At 65.3% G+C, this 19,113-nt stretch carries 19 protein-coding genes; 13 read left to right on the top strand and 6 right to left on the bottom strand.

What is annotated here, in order from left to right:
- Positions 1-10: 10 nt before the first annotated feature.
- The 3 genes from VGV07_RS00690 to VGV07_RS00680 form a co-directional block, all read right to left on the bottom strand.
- Positions 11-1,396, bottom strand: coding sequence for an MFS transporter (locus tag VGV07_RS00690; protein ID WP_326866746.1), 1,386 nt, complete (start codon positions 1,394-1,396; stop codon positions 11-13).
- A 225-nt stretch (positions 1,397-1,621) separates the two neighbouring features.
- Positions 1,622-2,569, bottom strand: a complete 948-nt coding sequence (locus tag VGV07_RS00685; protein WP_326866745.1) for an SRPBCC domain-containing protein — start codon at positions 2,567-2,569, stop codon at positions 1,622-1,624.
- 27 nt (positions 2,570-2,596) lie between these two features.
- Positions 2,597-2,845 carry a DUF1127 domain-containing protein gene (locus VGV07_RS00680; protein ID WP_326866744.1) on the bottom strand — a complete coding sequence of 83 codons (249 nt, stop codon included), beginning with the start codon at positions 2,843-2,845 and terminating at the stop codon, positions 2,597-2,599.
- An 87-nt stretch (positions 2,846-2,932) separates the two neighbouring features.
- Here VGV07_RS00680 and VGV07_RS00675 point away from each other — a divergent pair, with 87 nt between their 5' ends.
- From VGV07_RS00675 to VGV07_RS00650, 6 genes are all read left to right on the top strand, one after another.
- The gene (locus VGV07_RS00675) at positions 2,933-4,153 is read left to right on the top strand and encodes a helix-turn-helix domain-containing protein (RefSeq protein WP_326866743.1); all 1,221 of its coding nucleotides are present in this window, start codon (positions 2,933-2,935) and stop codon (positions 4,151-4,153) included.
- A 36-nt stretch (positions 4,154-4,189) separates the two neighbouring features.
- Positions 4,190-4,834: a PQQ-binding-like beta-propeller repeat protein gene (locus VGV07_RS00670; protein ID WP_326866741.1), complete on the top strand. Its 645-nt coding sequence runs from the start codon at positions 4,190-4,192 to the stop codon at positions 4,832-4,834.
- A gap of 319 nt (positions 4,835-5,153) precedes the next feature.
- Positions 5,154-6,113 (top strand): TAXI family TRAP transporter solute-binding subunit, encoded by a 960-nt coding sequence (locus VGV07_RS00665; protein ID WP_326866772.1) that lies wholly within the window; start codon positions 5,154-5,156, stop codon positions 6,111-6,113.
- A 58-nt stretch (positions 6,114-6,171) separates the two neighbouring features.
- The gene (locus VGV07_RS00660; RefSeq protein WP_326866740.1) at positions 6,172-8,274 is read left to right on the top strand and encodes a TRAP transporter permease; all 2,103 of its coding nucleotides are present in this window, start codon (positions 6,172-6,174) and stop codon (positions 8,272-8,274) included.
- Positions 8,274-8,651, top strand: coding sequence for a DUF1850 domain-containing protein (locus tag VGV07_RS00655; RefSeq protein ID WP_326866739.1), 378 nt, complete (start codon positions 8,274-8,276; stop codon positions 8,649-8,651). The genes VGV07_RS00660 and VGV07_RS00655 overlap by 1 nt, the downstream gene beginning before the upstream one ends.
- A gap of 206 nt (positions 8,652-8,857) precedes the next feature.
- Positions 8,858-9,310 (top strand): cupin domain-containing protein, encoded by a 453-nt coding sequence (locus tag VGV07_RS00650; protein ID WP_326866738.1) that lies wholly within the window; start codon positions 8,858-8,860, stop codon positions 9,308-9,310.
- Positions 9,311-9,457: 147 nt separating this feature from the next.
- On the opposite strand, the gene secA is transcribed toward VGV07_RS00650, so the two are convergent.
- Positions 9,458-12,232 carry a preprotein translocase subunit SecA gene (secA, locus tag VGV07_RS00645; RefSeq protein ID WP_326866737.1) on the bottom strand — a complete coding sequence of 925 codons (2,775 nt, stop codon included), beginning with the start codon at positions 12,230-12,232 and terminating at the stop codon, positions 9,458-9,460.
- Positions 12,233-12,435: 203 nt separating this feature from the next.
- Here secA and VGV07_RS00640 point away from each other — a divergent pair, with 203 nt between their 5' ends.
- The gene (locus VGV07_RS00640; RefSeq protein WP_326866736.1) at positions 12,436-13,377 is read left to right on the top strand and encodes a peptidylprolyl isomerase; all 942 of its coding nucleotides are present in this window, start codon (positions 12,436-12,438) and stop codon (positions 13,375-13,377) included.
- Positions 13,378-13,531: 154 nt separating this feature from the next.
- Here VGV07_RS00640 and VGV07_RS00635 read toward each other — a convergent pair whose 3' ends face one another.
- A complete protein-coding gene (locus VGV07_RS00635) occupies positions 13,532-14,137 on the bottom strand; it encodes a TetR/AcrR family transcriptional regulator (protein WP_326866735.1) in 606 nt (201 codons plus the stop codon).
- A 187-nt stretch (positions 14,138-14,324) separates the two neighbouring features.
- On the opposite strand from VGV07_RS00635, the gene VGV07_RS00630 reads away from it, so the two are divergent.
- From VGV07_RS00630 to VGV07_RS00610, 5 genes are all read left to right on the top strand, one after another.
- Entirely contained in the window at positions 14,325-14,618 is a 294-nt protein-coding gene (locus VGV07_RS00630; protein WP_326866734.1) for a hypothetical protein, read from the top strand.
- Between the two features lie 153 nt (positions 14,619-14,771).
- Positions 14,772-16,004: a bifunctional glutamate N-acetyltransferase/amino-acid acetyltransferase ArgJ gene (gene argJ / locus VGV07_RS00625; RefSeq protein ID WP_326866733.1), complete on the top strand. Its 1,233-nt coding sequence runs from the start codon at positions 14,772-14,774 to the stop codon at positions 16,002-16,004.
- Positions 16,004-16,768 (top strand): GNAT family N-acetyltransferase, encoded by a 765-nt coding sequence (locus tag VGV07_RS00620; RefSeq protein WP_326866732.1) that lies wholly within the window; start codon positions 16,004-16,006, stop codon positions 16,766-16,768. Before argJ ends, VGV07_RS00620 begins: the two co-directional genes overlap by 1 nt.
- Positions 16,753-17,163 (top strand): (deoxy)nucleoside triphosphate pyrophosphohydrolase, encoded by a 411-nt coding sequence (locus VGV07_RS00615; RefSeq protein WP_326866771.1) that lies wholly within the window; start codon positions 16,753-16,755, stop codon positions 17,161-17,163. The genes VGV07_RS00620 and VGV07_RS00615 overlap by 16 nt, the downstream gene beginning before the upstream one ends.
- A 9-nt stretch (positions 17,164-17,172) precedes the next feature.
- On the top strand, positions 17,173-17,373 hold the full coding sequence (locus VGV07_RS00610) for a Flp family type IVb pilin (RefSeq protein ID WP_326866731.1): 201 nt from the start codon (positions 17,173-17,175) through the stop codon (positions 17,371-17,373).
- Between the two features lie 4 nt (positions 17,374-17,377).
- On the opposite strand, the gene VGV07_RS00605 is transcribed toward VGV07_RS00610, so the two are convergent.
- Positions 17,378-18,232, bottom strand: a complete 855-nt coding sequence (locus VGV07_RS00605; RefSeq protein WP_326866730.1) for an SAM-dependent methyltransferase — start codon at positions 18,230-18,232, stop codon at positions 17,378-17,380.
- Positions 18,233-18,322: 90 nt separating this feature from the next.
- On the opposite strand from VGV07_RS00605, the gene VGV07_RS00600 reads away from it, so the two are divergent.
- Positions 18,323-19,096 (top strand): ComF family protein, encoded by a 774-nt coding sequence (locus VGV07_RS00600; protein ID WP_326866729.1) that lies wholly within the window; start codon positions 18,323-18,325, stop codon positions 19,094-19,096.
- Positions 19,097-19,113: the final 17 nt, after the last annotated feature.

Raw genomic sequence — 19,113 nt, 5'->3', positions numbered from 1 at the left:
AGGTCGCGCCTCAGGCTTTTGCCGGGGCGGCGCCATCGAGCCCCGCGGTAGCTGGACGGGGCCGCAGCCCCGTCCAGATCAGGACCACTGCGAGCATCGTCACGCCGACATTGACTGCCAGGGCCAGGTGGATGCCGGCGATCAGCCCGGCCTGGGTGGCGGCGATAGCGCCGAAGATCGGAATTCCGATGGTGATGCCGACCTGCTGCGTCATCGAGACGAGACCGGTGGCGAGCCCCTGTTCGCTGTCGCGAACACCGGACGTGGCCGTGACCATCGATGCGACAATCGCGGTGACGTGGCCGAAAAAGCCGATGAACAGCGTCGGCACCAGCACCCACAGCCACGCCGGATCGGGGCCGAGCAGCAGCAACGGCGCGGTGAAGCTGGCCTGCACCAGGAGCCCGATGGCAAGTACGTTCCGCACGCCGTTGCGGGCGATGATACGGCCGGCGATGATGCCGGCGACGATCGAGGAAAGGCCGGGGATGCCGAAGATCAGGCCGGTGTCGAACGCCGACAGATGCAGGGCATCCTGCAGGTAGAGGGTGACGAGAAAGATCAGCGCCGGCTCCATCGAAAAGACGACCAGCGCCGAGAGATTTCCCCATTTCACCGTCGGCCGGGCGAGAATGCTGACGGCGACCAGCGGCGCCTTGCTGCGCAGCTCGATGATGAAGAACAGTGCCAGCAGGACGAGGCCGCCGACCAGCACGTATGGGTTGGCGCTGGTGACGCCGTAGACCAGGGCCAACAGGCCCAGCGTCACGGTTGTCGCCCCCGGAAGGTCGAGCCTGACGCCGACCGGCGCGCTGCTGGCACGAAGCACGAAGGGGGCAACGGCAAGAATCAGTACGGCGACCGGCACGTTGATGAAGAAGGCCCAGCGCCAGCTGAGGGCGCCGACCAGAGCGCCGCCGACCAGGGCGCCGACGGTGAAGCCGCCGGAGAGCAGCGCCCCATTGAGGCCAAGGACGCGGGCGCGCTGCCGTTCATCGCTGAACGAGGTGATGAGCAAAGCGAGCGCGGCAGGTGTGGCGATGGCGGTGGCAAGGCCCTGCAGCGCGCGGGCCGTCAACAGGATCTCGGGGCTGGTGGCGAAGCCGCCGAGAACCGACGCAATGGCCAACAGGGTGATCCCGATGAAGAACATGCGGCGGCGGCCGAAGAGATCCGCGATGCGGCCGAACAACAGGGTGAAGCCAGCCGCCGGCAAGGCGTAGGCGGTGGCGATCCAGGCCAGTTGCGAGAACGGCAGACCGACCGCCTCGCCGACTTCGGGCATGGCGACGTTGAGGATCGAGAAATCGACCGACAGCATGAAGCCGGTGCCGAGCAGGAGCAGGACGACCAGCCATTGCTGCCCGGTCATGGGGGGAGGAGCGGTGTTGCTCATCGGTTGTCTCCAGGTGGTGTGCTGCGCAACGGCGCGGCTCCGCCCTTGGCGATCCGCGGGGCCGGCAGCGAGCAGTTTCGGGGGTGGGGGCGAGTAGAGGAGAGCGAAGGCGTGGGCTAGTTCCGCCTCAGCGGCAGCAAGACCCGGCCTGGTTCAAAGTCTGCCGTCCACCGGCGCTTGCGCCGGTGGACTATTGCCTGCAGTTGCCCACGGGAGTGGGGCGGCTCAGGCGGCCGGTGCAGCGAGTTCGATCAGCTCGGTCCGGCCGCTCACTATCAACTGCTTGAGGCTGCCCTGAATCAGCGAGGTCCAGGCATCAGAGCAGGTATCGTAGCACTCGACGGCGGGCGCGATGCCCTGGTGGGTGAACACCACTTCGGTCTTGCCGCCCCTGTCGGCGATATCGAACATGATGGTGGTGCCGACCCACTCGGTCTTGTCCTCGACAAAGCTGAGCGTGCCCTCGACCACCTGCCAGGCGACCCGCTTGTTGGGCACCAGTTCGGTCACCACCTGCTTTGAATAATGGAACTCCTGGTAGCGGTAGCTGAACACGTCGCCGAGGTTACTGGTGCCGCCCTCGAACTCGCCGCTCCACCAGGCGCGCGGGTCGGTGATGGCGGCAAAGGCCGCCTCGGGGCTCTGGTCGACGGTGAACGAGGTGGTGAAGCTGTCTTCGGCCATCTTGGCATCTTTCATCAGGGTGGCGGGGTCTTCGGCGGTGATCCCGGCGCCGCTGTTCGGGTAGCCCTTGCCGGAGGTAATTAGGGCTTTGAGGCTGCCGCGGATGTAGGTGCCCCAGGCATCGTGGCAGACGTCGTAGCACTCGTGGTCGGGCAGCAGGCCGTGATGGGTGAAGGTGAGCCGGGCGCCTTCACCGACCGCCTCGATATCGAAGGCGATGGTGGTGCCGATCCATTCGGTCTTGTCGGCGATGAAGTTGAAATGGTTGTCCAACACCCGCCATGCGATGCGCCGGCCCGGCGCGGACTCAACCACCTTGAGGGTGCAGCGGTGGAGGTCGCGGGCATGGTAGTACCAGACATCGCCGAGCACTGCGGTGTTGCCCTCGACATCCTCGGACCACCAACCGCGCACGTTGTTGATGGCGGCAAAGACGGCGTCGGGGCTCGCCTTGACGGTGATCGAGGTGGTGTAGCTCTTGTCGGTCATTCTCGTTCTCCTTGGTTGAGTGAGGGGTCAGCTGGCGTTGCGCAGCTTGATGCGGGCCCAGAGGCGGCGGGCATCGCCATCGAGGGCATCCTCGACATCGGTGCGTTCGAGCCCAATATCGGCGAGTTGGAAGGCATCGAGGCTGGCGAGCTTGAGGATGGTTTCCCGGCGGGCCGGCCAGGTGGCGAGGCGGACGGCCAGTTTGATCAGGCTGCCGGCGATGCCGACTTGGCGGGACTTGTCGTCTGCGATTTCATAGAGTTCGAGGGTGGTCATGGCTGATCTCCGTCGGTTGCTTTTCGGTGAGCAGAACCTAGGCGGGGGTCAGTCGAGGGTGAGAGTGACAAGTGTGACGGGATTTGAATGGACTCGCTGATCACTGCTGCAGCGCTGGCGCTCGGGGCCGGTGATCCGCTCGGCGCGCTGAAGCGTGTGGCGCTGCGTGACGACGCGCCGGCGCTGGCATTGCGCGGTATCGCCATGGCGCAGCTGGGCGATCTCGAGCGGGCCAAGGCGCTGCTCAGGGCAGCCGGCAAGGCGTTTCACGCCCGCGAGGCTGTCGCGCGCGCCCGTTGCGTGGTGGCTGAAGCCGAGATCGCGCTGGTGTCGCGCGAACTCTCGTGGCAACCCAAGGCGCTGGAGACCGCGCAGCGGACGCTCGAAGCGCAGGGCGACCGCGCGAATGCGGCGCATGCCGCCAATCTGGCGGCGCGCCGGCTGCTGCTGATCGGCCAGGTGGATGCGGCGGAGTCCATCCTCGCACAGGTGGAGTTGCCGGGGCTGCCGCCGGCGACGGTGGCAGTACATCAACTGGTAACGGCCGGCATTGCGGTGCGGCGGGTCCAGACCGGACCGGCGCGGCTCGCGTTCGAGCGAGCGCTGGCAGCAGCGCGCCAAGCCGGCATTCATGCGCTGGTCGCCGAGATCGAGGCCGATGCGCTGGTGCTGGAAGGGCCGGCGGCGCGGCTGATCGGCGATGGTAGCGAGCGATCGCTTGACCTTGCCGGGGTGGAGCAGGTGCTGGGGTCGACAGCCGTGGTGGTGGATGCGACGCGCAGCGTCGTGCGGCACGCCGGAGCGATCGTCACGCTTGCGACGCGTCCGGTGCTGTTTGCTCTGCTGCGGACGTTGGCCGAGGCATGGCCGCGGGATGTATCGCGGGCGCAACTCGTGGCCGCGGCCTTCCGGGGCAAGGAAGCGGACGAGTCGCACCGCGCGCGGCTCAGGGTGGAGATGGGCCGGCTGCGCGCCGAACTGGTTGAAATTGCCGAGGTCAACGCCACCATGGCCGGGTTCACACTGGTCCCGGGCGCGGCGGCTGAGGTGGTGGTGCTGGCACCGCCCGTGGAGGATCAACACGCCGAGGTGCTGGCGCTCTTGGCCGATGGCGAGGCCTGGGCCAGTTCGGCGCTCGCCATCGCGCTCGGCACCAGCCCGCGTACCGTGCAGCGGGCGCTCGAGCAGTTGGCGGAACAAGGCAAGGTGCAGTCATTCGGTCGCGGCCGGGCGCTGCGCTGGATCACGCCGCCGGTGCCGGGTTTCCCGACGGCTTTGTTACTCCCGGGGCCGCTGCCCGGCGACTAGACCAAGGGTATCGAAATTGCACGAGAGGCTAGTCCGATGAAGCATGCGCATGCCGAAATCCTTCGCGAATACGGTCCATTCCCGGGTGCCGACGATGTGGCCGGGGTCACTTTCGACGGCACCAATGTGTGGTTTGCCTCGGGCGATCGGATCAACGCCTTCGACCCCGAGAGCGGCGCGCCGGTGCGCAACATCGACGTCGCGGCCCATGCCGGCACGACCTTCGATGGCGAGCACCTGTATCAGCTCGCCGAGGACGTGATCCACAAGATCGACCCCCGTACCGGGCAGGTGGTGAAGCGCATCTCCTCACCTGGCGGCGGGTCCGGCCTCGCCTGGGCCGAGGGCTCACTGTGGGTCGGGCAGTATCGCAGCAAGCAGATCCTGCAGGTCGACCCCGAAACCGGCGCCGTGCTGAGAACCATCAATTCCGACCGCTTCGTCACCGGCGTCACCTGGGTGGAAGGCGACCTCTGGCATGCCACCTTCGAGGACGGCGCCAGCGAACTGCGTCGTGTCGACCCGCAGTCGGGCGAGGTGCTCGAGCAACTCGACATGCCCGCCGGCATCGGCGTTTCCGGTCTTGAATCCGATGGTCGCGACCGGTTCTTCTGCGGCGGCGGCCGCACTGCCAAGGTGCGGGCGGTGCGGCGTCCAAAGCGCGAGACAGCGGCGGTCTGAAGCCGCAGCCGCCGGAGCCGGGCGCCACGACCTTACCGAAACCGGCCGGTCCTCACGAGGGGCCGGCCGGTGGTGCTGTTTGCCGGCAAGCTCGGCCCGGTGCTCCTGATGCCTGGCCTTTCGATGACCTCAGCCGCTCGCTGGGCAGATCGAGCTCGAGCGGTCGGCGCGAAACCAACGGCGGTTTCGCACCTAGACGCCAGGCGGCAGTGCCGAGGGGCATGAATAGTCAAGGCAATTTGGCTTCCTGCTGATTGTCTGCCACTATCGGCGCCAACAAGTGCGTAACCGAACCTGAGGCTTGAGGAGGAACTCCATGATGCATCATTTCCCGAACCAGATCGTCGGTGGGCTGGCAGCGATAGTCATGAGCGTCGCCGCGACCTCGGCTGTCCAGTCGCAGGAATTCATCAACGTACTCGCTGGCGGCACCTCGGGAGTTTACTACCCCCTCGGCGTCGCCCTCTCCGAAATCTACTCCGATGGCATTCCCGGCAGCCGGGTGCAGGTGCAGGCCACCAAGGCCTCGGTCGAAAACCTCAACCTGCTGGCACAGAAGAAGGGCGAGATCGCCTTCGCGCTCGGCGATGCTGTCAAGCTCGGCTGGGAGGGCAATACGGAAGCCGGCTACCCGACAGCGCTGACCGGCCTCCGCGCCATCGCCGCCATCTACCCCAACTACGTGCAGATCGTCGCTTCGGGCGATGCCGGCGTCGCCACAGTGACCGATCTCAAGGGCAAGAGCGTCTCCGTGGGCGCCCCGGCCTCCGGCACCGAACTCAACGCCCGGGCCATCTTTTCCGCCGCGGGCATGAGTTATGACGATCTGGGCAAGCTTGAATACCTGCCCTATGCGGAATCTGCCGAGCTCATCAAGAATCGCCAGTTGGAAGCCACGCTGCAGTCCTCCGGCCTCGGTGTCGCCTTCATCAAGGATCTGGCCTCGACCCACGAGATCAACCTCGTCGCCGTTCCGGCCGATGTGGTCGAAAAGATCGGCGCGCCTTACGTGCCGTCGGTGATCCCCGCCGGCACCTATCAGGGGCAGGACACGGACGTCCCGACCGCGGCCATCGGCAATATCCTCGTCACCCATGACGGTGTCAGCGACGAGACCGCCTATCAGATGACCAAGCTGTTGTTCGAGAATCTCGACCGCATGGTCGCCTCGCACGCCGCCGCCAAGGACATCACCCTCGAAGGCGCCATCACCGGCCTGCCCATTCCGCTGCATCCGGGCGCCGAGCGCTACTACCGCGAAAAAGGCATCATCAAGTAGTGGCGGCTTACCTGCGTCGGTCCGGAATTAGTCCGGACCGAGCCCCGGTGGGGCAGCGATGACAGATAGTGCCGCGCCGCACGGCGACGCCGTTTCATCAGGCGAGGAGGTGACCGAGGGTCTGCCGCCAGGCTTCGGCTCGGGCCTTGCCGGCCGCATCGCCTTCGGCATCGCCATTGCCTTTGCACTGTTCCAGCTCTGGACCGCTGCCTATGGGACGCTGCCCAGCCAGGTCGTGCGGGCCATGCATGTCGGCTTCCTGCTGCTGCTCGGCTTCGTGCTGATCAGCAACCTCGTGGCGAAGACACCGCTCACCAGGGGCCTGTTCTGGCTCCTGGGCATCGCCGGGTTTCTGACCGGCGTCTACAACTGGGTGTTTTACGCCGACATCATCCGTCGGACCGGCTTCATGACGCCGCTCGACCTGGTCGTCGGCGGCGCCACCGTGGTGCTCGTCTTCGAGGCAGCGCGCCGCCTGATGGGCTGGCCGCTTGCCGTCATCTCCGGGATATTCCTCGCCTATTGCTTCTTCGGCCAGTACCTGCCGGCGCCGCTGATCCATCGCGGCTACTCGGTCGAGCAGATCATCGAGCATTTCGGCTTCGGCACCGAGGGCATCTACGGCACGCCCATCTACGTCTCGGCCGCCTACATCTTTATTTTCGTGGTCTTCGCCGCCTTCCTGGAGCGGGCCGGAATGATCGCGCTCTTCAACGATTTCGCCCTGGGCCTCGTTGGCGGCCTGCGCGGTGGCCCGGCACAGGTCTGCGTGCTGTCCTCGGCGCTGATGGGTACCATTTCGGGGTCCGGCGTCGCCAATGTCGTCGCCAGCGGCCAGTTCACCATTCCGCTGATGAAGCGCTTCGGCTTCCGCTCCGCCTTTGCCGGCGGCGTCGAGGCGACCTCGTCCATGGGCGGCCAGATCATGCCGCCGGTGATGGGCGCGGTGGCCTTCATCATGGCCGAGACGCTGAATGTCCCCTATGCCGAGATCGTCAAGGCCGCCATCATTCCCGCGGTGCTCTATTTCGGCGTCTGCTTCTGGACCGTCTATCTCGAGGCCGGCCGCGCCGGCCTGAAGGGCATGGACAAGGCCAGCCTGCCCAATCCCTGGACGGCGCTACGCGCCAACTGGCCGCTGCTGCTGCCGCTGGCGGCCCTCGTCTTCCTGCTCTTTGCCGGCTACACGCCGATCTTTGCCGGCACCATGGGGCTCGCGCTGGTTGCTGTGCTCATCCTGGGCACGCCGATCGCCGCTCGTATCGGGCCAGTGGCCTTTCGCATTGTCTTCTGGATCGCGCTGGGGCTCGCCGCTGCATCGTTCCTCAGGTTCGGCGTCAACTTCCTCCTCGCCGTCATCATCGCGCTCATCGTCGCCTGCATCTTCGTCAAGGGGGGGCGCGAGACGCTCGTCATCTGCCGCGACGCCCTGGCCGACGGCGCTCGCAATGCCCTGCCGGTCGGCATCGCCTGCGCCATCGTCGGTATCGTCATCGGCACGCTGACGCTCACCGGTATCGCCTCCACTTTCATCGGCGCCATCATCGCCATCGGCGAAAACAACCTGTTCCTCTCGCTTGTCCTCACCATGCTGACCTGCCTCGTGCTCGGCATGGGCATCCCCACGATCCCCAACTACATCATCACCGCTTCGCTCGCCGGCCCGGCGCTGCTGGAACTGGGCGTGCCGCTGCTGGTGAGCCACATGTTCGTTTTCTATTTCGGCATCATGGCTGATCTGACCCCGCCCGTGGCGCTTGCGTGCTTTGCGGCCGCACCCATGGCAAAGACCTCCGGTCTCAAGATTTCCATCCAGGCCGTCAAGTTAGCCGCCGCCGGCTTCGTCATCCCCTTCATGGCCGTCTACACGCCCTCGCTGATGCTGCAGGATGGCGGCTGGATGGCCGCCGCCTACGGCTATCCGGTCGAGGTCGCCTACATCGTCTTCAAGGCCTGCCTGGCTGTCGGCCTGTGGGGCGTCGCTACCGTCGGCTTCCTCTTCGTCCGCGCCGGCCTTCTGACGCGGCTGGTCGCCTTCGGCGCAGGAGGCGCCCTATTGCTGGCGGTGCCCCTTACCGACGAGATCGGCTTCGTCCTCGGCTTCGCGGTGATCGCCTGGCAGTGGTGGCGCGGCCGCCCAGCCTCAGCACAGGCTCTCTGATGCTGTGCATCGCCACCTTCGGCAACCTGCTTGCGCTGGCCACCACCACCTTTACGCTGAGTTGGACTCACTCTGTCGAACACACCGAATGGCGCGAAACCTGGCAGGTGGCGGGGAACCAGCTGCAACTGACTGAAGCCCGAGTCGAGGGCCCAGGCGCCGGTATCGATGTTCCTGGCGACGCGCGCATGACGCCGACTGGATGGGTTTACAAACCCAGCCTGCCGCCGCAGCCCCGTTTGCTGCTGGCCGCCTCCGGCATGACGCCATCCGGCTGGACCTTGTGTGCATCCGGTGAGTGCCGCGAACTGGGCACTCGCTCCGGCAAGCCGATCGAAATCTGGGCCGCAGCAACCTGCAGTTCGGAAGCGGAATAGGACGGGTCAAGCTGCTCTCCGAAAGACACCCCGGTGACAATTTCGCGGGGCTGCGCGGTGACGCGACTATGATGATTTCTTGCAGCTGGAGACCACTGCTCGAAGTCCGCAGGCCGGTGACCCGGGTGGATGGCGAGCTCTGGCGAGGCGATCGACGCCGCGTGAGGTTGGCGCTAGGCTCGGGTGTCGAAACCCGGGAGCCGTGGATGCCAAAGCTCGACATTGCGAGTGTGCCTATACACAAGGGCACCGGATACCCGGCGCAGTTCAACGCGTTCAGCGCCGACCGCCTCCGGCAGCGCCTCGGCGACGCCGGGGGACTTGTGGATTTCGGGGTCAACCTGACCAGCCTGCCGCCGGGTAACTGGTCGAGCCAACGCCACTGGCACAGCCGGGAGGACGAGTTCGTCTATGTGCTGGAAGGCGAGCTGGTGCTGGTCGAAGACGGTGGCGAGACAGTGCTGCGCGCTGGCGACTGCGCCGCGTTCCCGAAGGGCACCGGCAACGGGCATCACATGATCAATCGTTCCGAGGCGCGGGCCGTTTACCTGGAACTGGGGTCGCGTCACCCTGATGACCTCACCACTTGCTCGGATATCGATATGATGAGCGCCAATGCGGACGGGCGCTTCGTGCACAAGGACGGTACGCCCTACTAGAGCAGTTCACGACCAGGCTGCATTTGCAGCTTGCGCATACCGGCCGCATCCCGCGCCGGCGGGCAACGATCTCCAGCGGCGTACTTTGCAAGCAACGAAAAAGGCCGCCCGAGGGCGGCCCTTTGAACGCTTGTCCTTCGCGTTCGGCTAGAACGCGCCGTGGCAGTGCTTGAACTTCTTGCCCGAGCCGCAGGGGCAGGGGGCGTTGCGGGAGACGCCGACCAGCAGCTTGGGATCGATCGGCTTCAGCGCCGGATCGGCCTCGATCACGCCGGCGCCGGCAGCGGCACCCGCGGCGGCGAAGGCGGCCAGCGACGGAGCCGGGCCGAGGGCCCGCGGCATGGTGCCGGTGATGTCGCTTTCGGCGTCGTTCTCGCCGGTGGTCGGATCGATGTGGATTTCGTCGAGCCCCTCGAGGTCGGCCTGCAGCGGCGTGGGCTGGCGCATCTGGATTTCGACATGGCTGAGCTGGGTGGTGACCAACTCGCGCAGGCTCGCCAGCAACTGTTCGAACAGCTCGAAAGCCTCGCGCTTATACTCGTTCAGCGGGTCGCGCTGGGCGAGACCGCGCCAGCCGACCACCTTCGACAGGTGATCGAGGGTGACGAGGTGCTCGCGCCACAGCCCGTCGATCGACTGCAGGAGGATGGATTTCTCGACCTGGCGCATGATGTCGGGCGAATAGCGCGCCACCTTGGCGGCGGCGAACTCGTCGGCGATCTTGACGATGCGCTCGCGCACCTCTTCGACGTCGATGCCTTCCTCATGGGTCCAGGCCTCAACCGGCAGGTCGACATTGAGATAGGTCTTGCCGGCCGCGACCAGTTGCTCGACCTGCCACTGCTCGGGATAAGCGCGCTCGGGGATGGCCTTCGAAATGATGTCGTCCACCACCTGGTGGCGCATCTCGTTGACCGTCTCGGCGACGTCCTCGCTGTCCATCAGCTCGAGACGTTCGGTGAAGATCGCCTTGCGCTGATCGTTCATCACGTCGTCGTACTTGAGGATGTTCTTGCGGATGTCGAAGTTGCGGGCTTCGACCCGGGCCTGGGCGCGCTCGATGGCCTTGGTGACCCAGGGGTGGGTGATCGACTCACCCTGTTCGAGGCCGAGCTTCGAAAGCATCGAATCCATCGATTCGACCGGGAAGATGCGCATCAGGTCGTCCTGCAGGCTCAGGAAGAACTTCGAGTGGCCCGGGTCGCCCTGGCGACCGGCGCGACCGCGCAACTGGTTGTCGATGCGGCGGCTCTCATGCCGTTCCGTACCGATGATGTAGAGGCCGCCGGCGGCCAGCACCTTGGCCTTGTCTTCGGCGATGGTGCGCTTGATCTCGGCGATCTTGGCATCGCGCTCGGCGCCTTCGAGGCCATGCGCTTCCTTTTCGATGCGCATTTCGAGATTGCCGCCGAGCTGGATGTCGGTGCCGCGGCCGGCCATGTTGGTGGCGATGGTAACGGCGCCGGAAACGCCGGCATCGGCGACGATCTGGGCTTCCTGCTCGTGGTGGCGGGCGTTCAGCACCGCGATGTCCTTGATGCCCTTGCCGCGGAGGATCTCGGCCAGCATCTCGGACTTCTCGATCGAGGTGGTGCCGACGAGGATCGGCTGGCCGCGACCGCGCGCATCGACGATCAGGTTGGCGATCTCATCGAATTTCTCCGCGGCGGTGCGGAAGATGGCGTCGTCCTCGTCCTTGCGCTTGATCGGCACGTTGGTCGGGATGGACGTGACGGTCAGGCCGTAAATGTCGCCGAATTCCTCGGCCTCGGTCGCCGCCGTGCCGGTCATGCCGGCGAGCTTCTTGTAGAGGCGGAAGTAGTTCTGGAAGGTGATGGAGGCCAGCGTCTGGTTCTCGGCCTGGATCTTGACGTGTTCCTTGGCTTCCAGCGCCTGGTGCAGACCTTCCGAATAACGGCGGCCCGGCATCATGCGGCCGGTGAACTCGTCGATGATCACCACTTCGTCGTTGCGGACGATGTAATCCTTCTCGCGCTGGAACATCTTGTGGGCACGCAGCGCGGAGTTGAGATGGTGGACCAGCGCCACGTTCTCGATGTCGTAGAGGTTCTCGCCCTTGAGCTGCCCGTTCTCGACCAGCGCGGCCTCGAGCTTTTCGATGCCCTGGTCGGTGAAGGTGGCTGAGCGCTGCTTTTCGTCGATCTCGAAATCGCCTTCGCCGAGCAACGGGATCAGTGTGTCGGCCATCTCGTAGAGCGAGGAACGGTCGGCCGAGGGGCCGGAAATGATCAGCGGGGTGCGGGCTTCGTCGATGAGGATCGAGTCCACTTCGTCGACAATGGCGTATTCGTGGCCGCGCTGCACCATCTGGTCGCGGCTGTATTTCATGTTGTCGCGCAGGTAGTCGAAGCCGAACTCGTTATTGGTGCCGTAGGTGATGTCGGCGGCGTAGCTGGCCTTGCGCTCGGCATCGTCGAGACCGTGGACGATGATGCCCGTGGTCATCCCGAGGAAGCGATAGATCTGGCCCATCCAGGCCAGGTCGCGGCGCACCAGGTAATCGTTGACGGTGACGAGGTGCACGCCCTTGCCGGGCAGCGCGTTGAGATAGACCGCAAGCGTTGCCACCAGGGTCTTGCCTTCACCGGTCTTCATTTCGGCGATGGAGCGGTTGTTGAGCACCATGCCGCCGATCAGCTGCACATCGAAGTGGCGCATGCCGAGCACGCGCTTACTCGCTTCGCGGACCGTTGCGAAGGCCGGCTCGAGAATATCGTCGAGGCTTTTGCCGGCGGCGAGCTGATCGCGGAATTCCTGGGTCTTGGCCTTCAACTGCTCGTCGGTGAGCTTCTCGAACTCGGGCTCCAGCGCGTTGATCGCGGCCACCCTCGGGAGGTACTTCTTCACCTGTCGATCGTTCGCCGAACCGAAGATCGCCTTGGCGATTGCAGCCAGTACCATTCGTGTCGTCCTTTGATTGTTCAGGGCCGGGTGGCGCTAAGGCGCTTCATCTCATCCGGCAGGCGGCGGGTCCTCACCCGTCAACACTCTTTGAAGTGGTGCGACATGTAAGAGCGGGTGTTTTGCTTGTCAACGTAACGCAAATGGGCCAAACCTGCGCCGCCGCGGGCCGGGGGCTCTGCGCCATCCGAGGAGAATTCCCAATGAACGTCCATGCCCCGCGGGGTTTCCACAAAGTTATGAAGACCCTGGCCGGTGCCCTGCTGCTCGGCACGGCGCTTGGCTTCGCCCCCGTCGCCGCCCTTGCGCAGGATGCTGCTGCCCCTGCCGCCGCCACTCCCGCAGCGCCCGAGACGGTGGTAGCGACCATCGGCGACCAGACGATTACCGAGGCAGACCTGGCGTTTGCCGCCGAGGACCTGCAGCAGGAACTGCAGCAGGTGCCGCCCGAGGAGCGCCGCGCTTTCCTCGTCACCGTGCTGATTGACATGAAAGTGATGGCCAAGGCGGCGAAAGCCGACGGCATGGCCGATACCGACCTGTTCAAGCAGCGCCTGCAGTATCTCGAGGAGCGCGCGCTGCGCCGTGACTACTTCACTCAGAAGGTCGCCGCCGCGGTGACCGAGGACACGGTGAAGGCGGCCTACGCCGAGTTCACCAAGGACTTCAAGCCGGTCGAGGAAGTACACGCCCGCCACATCCTCGTCGCCACCGAAGAGGAAGCCAAGGCGGTCAAGGCCGAGCTCGACGCCGGCAAGCCGTTCGAAGTGCTGGCGATGGAAAAGACCACCGACCCGTCGGGCAAGCAGAACGGCGGCGACCTGGGTTTCTTTTCGAAGGGCATGATGGTGCCGGAGTTCGAGGCCGTGGCGTTCACGCTCGAGCCGGGCAAGATTTCCGATCCGGTGCAGAGCCAGTTCGGCTGGCACATCATCAAAGTCGAGGAAAAGCGCATGAGCGCGCCGCCGCCGATCGAGCAGGTGCAGCAGCAGCTGGGCCAGCAGGTGATGTTCAAGGCGTTCGACGAGGCCGTCGCCGCGCTGAAGAAGGATGCCAAGCTCGAAATCCCGGATGCAGCGCTTGCCGCAGCAGTCAAGAAGCAGTCCGAGCCGCAGGCCGAAGGCGCCGCCGGCACCGCGCCGTAACCGCCTTTTCGGATGCCAAGCCAATTGGAACCCCGGCCGAGGCCGGGGTTCTGTCATTTTGAGCGTTCATGCCGCCCCGGGGGCATCCCTGCTTTCGCAGGGCTGACAGCCGGTGGCTGGGCTTGAACGAGCCCCCTGGTTCGCCGGGTGCGGCTCAATCCTGTGACGACTTGACGAGGCCGCGGACCAGGATCGAGGTGACCTTGTCGATAATGTCGGCCTGGTCGGCGAGCCGGTCAGTGAGCAGCAGTTTCCATGCATAAGCGGACATCAGGTCGGAGGCGGCAAGGCTGTCGGCATCAGGGCGCATCTCGCCGCGCGCCTTGGCCTGTTCGAAGATCGCAGCGGTGTGCCGGGTGCGCTCGATCGAATAGGCCTGCAACGCCTCGGCCGCCTTGGGGTCAGCCTGGGCTTCGGCGATCAGTGACTTGTAGACCCCGCCGGTATTGCCCGACCAGAAGCGCACCAGCTCGGTGAGGAAGGTGCGGATATCGCCTTCCAGCGTGCCGGTATCGGGGTCGGGCATGCGTGAACTCTTGAGCCGGGTGTAGACATCGAGCAGCAGGTGCGCCTTGGAGGGCCACCAGCGATAGATGGTAGGCTTGCCGGCGCGGGCCCGCCGCGCCACCGCTTCGATCGAGAACCCCGCGTAGCCCGCCTCGCAGAAAATCTCCTCGGCCGCAGCGAGGATCGCCTCGTGGCTGTCGGGGTTACGGGCGGCGCCGATGGATCGGCGTGGCTGGCTGTCGGTAATGGACATGGTGCTTGATGCCCTGGAACTCTTTGATCTGGTCACGCTGTCGAAGCGGAAAAGACTGCAACCTTCCCTCAAGACGCTCTGACGAGGATGCATGGCTGGAATACACGAAACAGCGGCACATATCCACTTGAACGTTACGTTCCGTTTCGATATGTAACGAGCCGTACCGTTCATATGGGGTTTTCGAATGTCCATTCAATCCGCTGCTGCCGCCGTCGCCGTTCCTGCCAGGCCGGCCGGTCCATCGCTCGCCGCCCGCACCCGCATGGCGTTGCTGGTGCTGGTCGCCGTCTATCCGGTCATTACCGCGATCATCTATCTGGTGGCGCCGTTCACCGAGGGCTGGCCGGTGTGGGAGCGTAACTTCGTGGTCGCTCCGCTGATGGTGATCGCCATGGTCTATTTCATCATCCCGACCATTCAGTCGCGCTTCGGCCGGTTCATTGCCACGGGTCGGTGGAGCGCTTCGCCGCTTCCATGAAGCGTCGAACCCTTCCCTTTCCCAGCCTGACGCGCTTTCGAACCGGAACAGTCTGCAACTTTTTCGGAAACCGCTTCGAGCAAATGAACGACTTGCTTCACGGCTAGGGTTGAGGCAAACGGATGGGCCTATTGTCGCCGTATAGGACGCAACATGGCCCATCCCGTTTCTCCCCTCGCGCCCAAGACTTACCCGGAACTGCCGGATGTCGCGGGAGTTCGGTTCGCGACGGCCGAGGCCGGGATCAAATACAAGAATCGCACTGACGTTCTGCTCGTCGCAATGGACGAGGGGACTGTCGTTGCCGGTGTGCTGACCCGATCGAAATGTCCTTCGGCGGCGGTCGACTGGTGCCGGCAGAACCTCGGCGGCGGCAAGGCCCGCGCATTGCTGGTCAATTCGGGCAATGCCAATGCCTTTACCGGCCAGAAGGGCAAGGCCTCGGTTTCCCTGTCGGCCGATATTGTCTCGAAGGCGCTCGGTGTTGCGCCGAGCGAGATCTTCCTTGCCTCCACCGGCGTTATCGGTGAGCCGCTCGATGCGCAGAAATTTGCCGGCGTAACCACCGAAATGGCAACCCGGCTGGCACCCGGCCCGTGGATGGACGCCGCCAAGGCGATCATGACCACCGACACCTTCGCCAAGGTGGCGACCGCCACCGTCGAGTTCGACGGCGTGCCGGTGGTGATCTCCGGCATCGCCAAGGGCTCCGGGATGATCGCGCCCGACATGGCGACGATGCTGAGCTTCGTGTTCACCGATGCGCCGATTGCCGCAAACGTCCTGCAGGGGCTGCTGCAGCCGGCGATCGACACGAGCTTCAATGCCGTCACGGTCGACAGCGATACCTCGACCTCCGATACCTGCCTGGTGTTTGCCACCGGCAGGGCCGGCATCCCCGCCATCAACTCGGCCGACGACCCGCGGGCCGAAGTGTTCGCCGAGGCTCTCGCCGATGTGCTGCATGAGCTCGCCATCCAGGTGGTTCGCGACGGCGAAGGCGCGACCAAGATGGTGAGCGTCACCGTCGAGGGGGCGACGAGCGACAAGAGCGCGTTCCGCATCGCGCAGTCGATCGCCAACTCGCCGCTGGTCAAGACCGCCATCGCCGGCGAGGACGCCAACTGGGGGCGCATCGTCATGGCGGTCGGCAAGGCCGGCGAGCCGGCCGATCGCGACCGGCTCGAAATCAGCTTCGGCGATATCCGCGTTGCAACGCAGGGCGAGCGCGACCCCGCCTATGACGAGGCGGCGACCAGTGCCTACATGAAGAATGAAGAGATCGAGGTGCGGGTTGGGCTCGGACTCGGCGCCGGCACGGCGACGGTCTACACCTGCGACCTGACACATGGTTACATCACCATCAACGGCGACTACAGGTCCTGATGGTTCCACTCAGCGTCAGTCAGATCGAAGGTGCAACACTGACAGCCTGGCCGGCGCTGCGGCAGGCCCAGGATGGCTTGTGGTTGTGGCGCTACGCGCAGGGCTACACCAAGCGCGCCAATTCGATCCACTGCCTCGATCCGAGCGATGGCGGCTATGCCGAGTTGCGGTTAATGCGGCTGGCCGAACTCTCCAAGCGCCATCGCATTGCGCCGGTGTTCCGGGTGACCCCGCTCACCGCACCTGAGATCGTTGAAGTGCTCGACGGCCTGCTCTGGGAAGAGTTCGAGCCGAGCCTCGTGATGGCGATGGAAATGCCGAATGAGGATTTCCCGCTCGACTTCCAGGCTCGCTACTTCGAACCGACCGATCCGCAATGGATGCGGGCGCAGGCGCAGATGTCGGGTTACGATCAGCCGACCATCGACGTGCTGGCCGAAATCCTCGGCCATATCGCCTGCGAGGCGCGTGGGGTGCTGGTCTACCACAAGGCCGGGCTACCGGTGGCGGCGGCGCTTGCTGCGGTGGCCAGTGGCATCGGCATCTACCTCAATGTCGTCACCCACCCCAATGCTCGCGGCATGGGCTATGGCCGGGCGGTGATGGGGGCGGCGCTCAATTGGGTGCGCTCGAAGGGCGCCACGCATTCGGCCATCCAGGTGCTGGCCGACAACGCTCCGGCGCTCAACCTCTACAGCTCGCTAGGCTTCGGTGAGGTTTACCCCTATATCTACCGGCGGGCGCCGGACTGGGGTCGGGGGTGAAGATCCAGCTGGTTGTGGCTTGCGCGCTGATCGATGCCGACCGGCGGGTACTGATTGCCCAGCGGCCGGAAGGCAAGCAATTGGCAGGCCTGTGGGAGTTTCCCGGGGGCAAGCTCGAACCGGGCGAAAGTCCAGAGGCGGCATTGATCCGCGAACTGGAAGAAGAGCTCGGTATTTCCACCCAGACGGCGTGCCTTGCTCCGTTAAGCTTTGCGTCCCACTCTTACGAAAGCTTTCACCTTCTGATGCCACTTTACGTCTGTCGTAAGTGGCAAGGAGTGCCGCAGGCTCGCGAACACGCCGCCTTGAAGTGGGTGCGCCCGCAACAACTGCGCGACTATGCGATGCCGCCGGCCGACGAACCGCTGATCGCACCCTTGTGCGATCTGCTCTGAGGATGGACGATGAGAGGCATTTGCGATCGGGTTCGATGCTTTCTCGGCGATGAGAGCGGCGCGACGGCAATCGAGTACGGTCTGATCGCCGGGTTGATCGCCGTGGGCGCGCTCGTCGCCATGACGCTGACCGGCACCAGCGTCACTTCCATGTTCGACTATGTGTCGGACCGCTCGGTCGACCAACTCGACAACATCAACGACATCTAGAGACTTAGGCTTTTCCCAGCACGTCCTTCAGGCGGACTGTCGCGCTGCCCGGGCGCAACGGCTTCTGCTGGCTTTCGTGCGGGGCCCAGCCGCTCATCCAGATGATCTCGAGCGTGGCGCGGACGCGTCCGTCCGGGTCACCCGCCAGGTCGGCATAGGCAGCGCTGGCCGCAGCGAGCAGGGCCTTGGTCGCCATGCGGCCGGGGCGGTCGGCCAACGGGTTCTGCGCGCCCAAGCCCTTGAGCTCGCGCATCAGCCGCAGCAGGTCGCCATAGCGGATCGGGTAGGTTTCGAGGTCGGTGACCGGCAGGGCGTAACCTGAGCGCTGCAGCAACCCGCCGGCATCGGCGAGCGGGATGAAGGGCGCGACCCGGGCGAAGGCCCCGCCCGAGGTTTCAGCATCGGCACGCAGAAACGCCTGCCGCAACTCGGTCAGGCTGTCGCCACCCAGCGCCGCGGCGATCAACAAGCCGTCCGGCCGGAGATGGGCGCGGATGCGGGCGAGAAAGCCCGGCACATCATTGATCACCTGCAGGTCGAACAGCGACACGATCAAGTCGTAGCCCTGGCGCGGCAGCAGCAGCGCCTCCGGGTCGACCAGCGGCGCATTGGGCGAGCCCAGCACCGTCGAGATGCGCTCGAAGGCGAAGGCGCCGCTGGCCGAGCGGCCCATCAGGGGCAGGCGCGATCCGTCCGGCGACATGATCAGCGCCTGCTCGAAATCGCGCGACACGGTGATCAGTCGCGAGGCCAGGTCGTCGAGCGCCAGCTGGGTGACGAAATCGTCCGGCTCGGTCGGCCTGCGGCTGAGATGTTCGGCGATCAAGGTGCGGTCGAAGACCTTTGGGGGGAGGGCCATGGTGGGTTCGCACGGTTCGATTGGTGACGGGAGCAACAGGAAAGGCTCGCAAGCTGTCCCGATCCCGCTTTAGACTGCCGGGTTATGGAATTGGGGCAGGGCAAAGTCAAAGCCGGAACGGCCGCCATGGCGCGGCTGGGCAGCGCTTTGCTCGATCTTGTCTATCCGCCGACCTGTCTCGACTGCGGGACGCCGATCGCGGCGCATGCGGCGCTTTGCGCGGGCTGTTTCAGAAAGCTCCGGCCGATCAGCCGGCCTTATTGCCCAGTGCTGGGCCTGCCGTTCGAAGTGTCGCTCGGCCCGGACGTTCGTTCTGCCGAGGCAATTGCCGATCCGCCGCCGTTCGACCGGGCTCGTTCCGCCGTGCTCTACAACGAAGTGGCCCGGACCATTGTCAGTCGCCTCAAATATGGCGATCGCCCGGAGCTGGCCGAGTTCTGCGCCCGACTGATGCACCCGGCGGGCGTGGATTTCTGGGGCGAGTCGCCAGTCCTCGTGCCGGTGCCGCTTCATCGCTGGCGCCAGTTCGAGCGGCGCTACAACCAATCGACGGAGCTGGCCCGGGCGCTGGCGCGTCGTACCGGACTTAGCGTCGACACCGGCCTCGTCAGTCGCCGTCGGCGGACCCGACAGCAGGTGGGGCTCTCCGTCGACGCCCGTCACCGCAATGTCGCCGGCGCCTTCACCGCGCATCCCGATGTGCTGCGCCGACTCAAGGGCCGAGGGGTGGTGCTGGTCGACGACGTCATCACCACCGGCTCGACCGTCAAGGCGATCACGCGTGAACTGAGGCGGGCCGGGGTGAGCAAAATCGATGTGATCTCGTTCGCGCGCGTTGTGACGGGCGCCGAACTCCCCATATAGAACTCAACAAACCCCAG

It is taken from the genome of Devosia sp. (assembly GCF_035944845.1).
In the GTDB taxonomy this organism is placed as follows: domain Bacteria; phylum Pseudomonadota; class Alphaproteobacteria; order Rhizobiales; family Devosiaceae; genus Devosia_A.
This window is presented reverse-complemented; position numbering and strand designations above follow the sequence as displayed.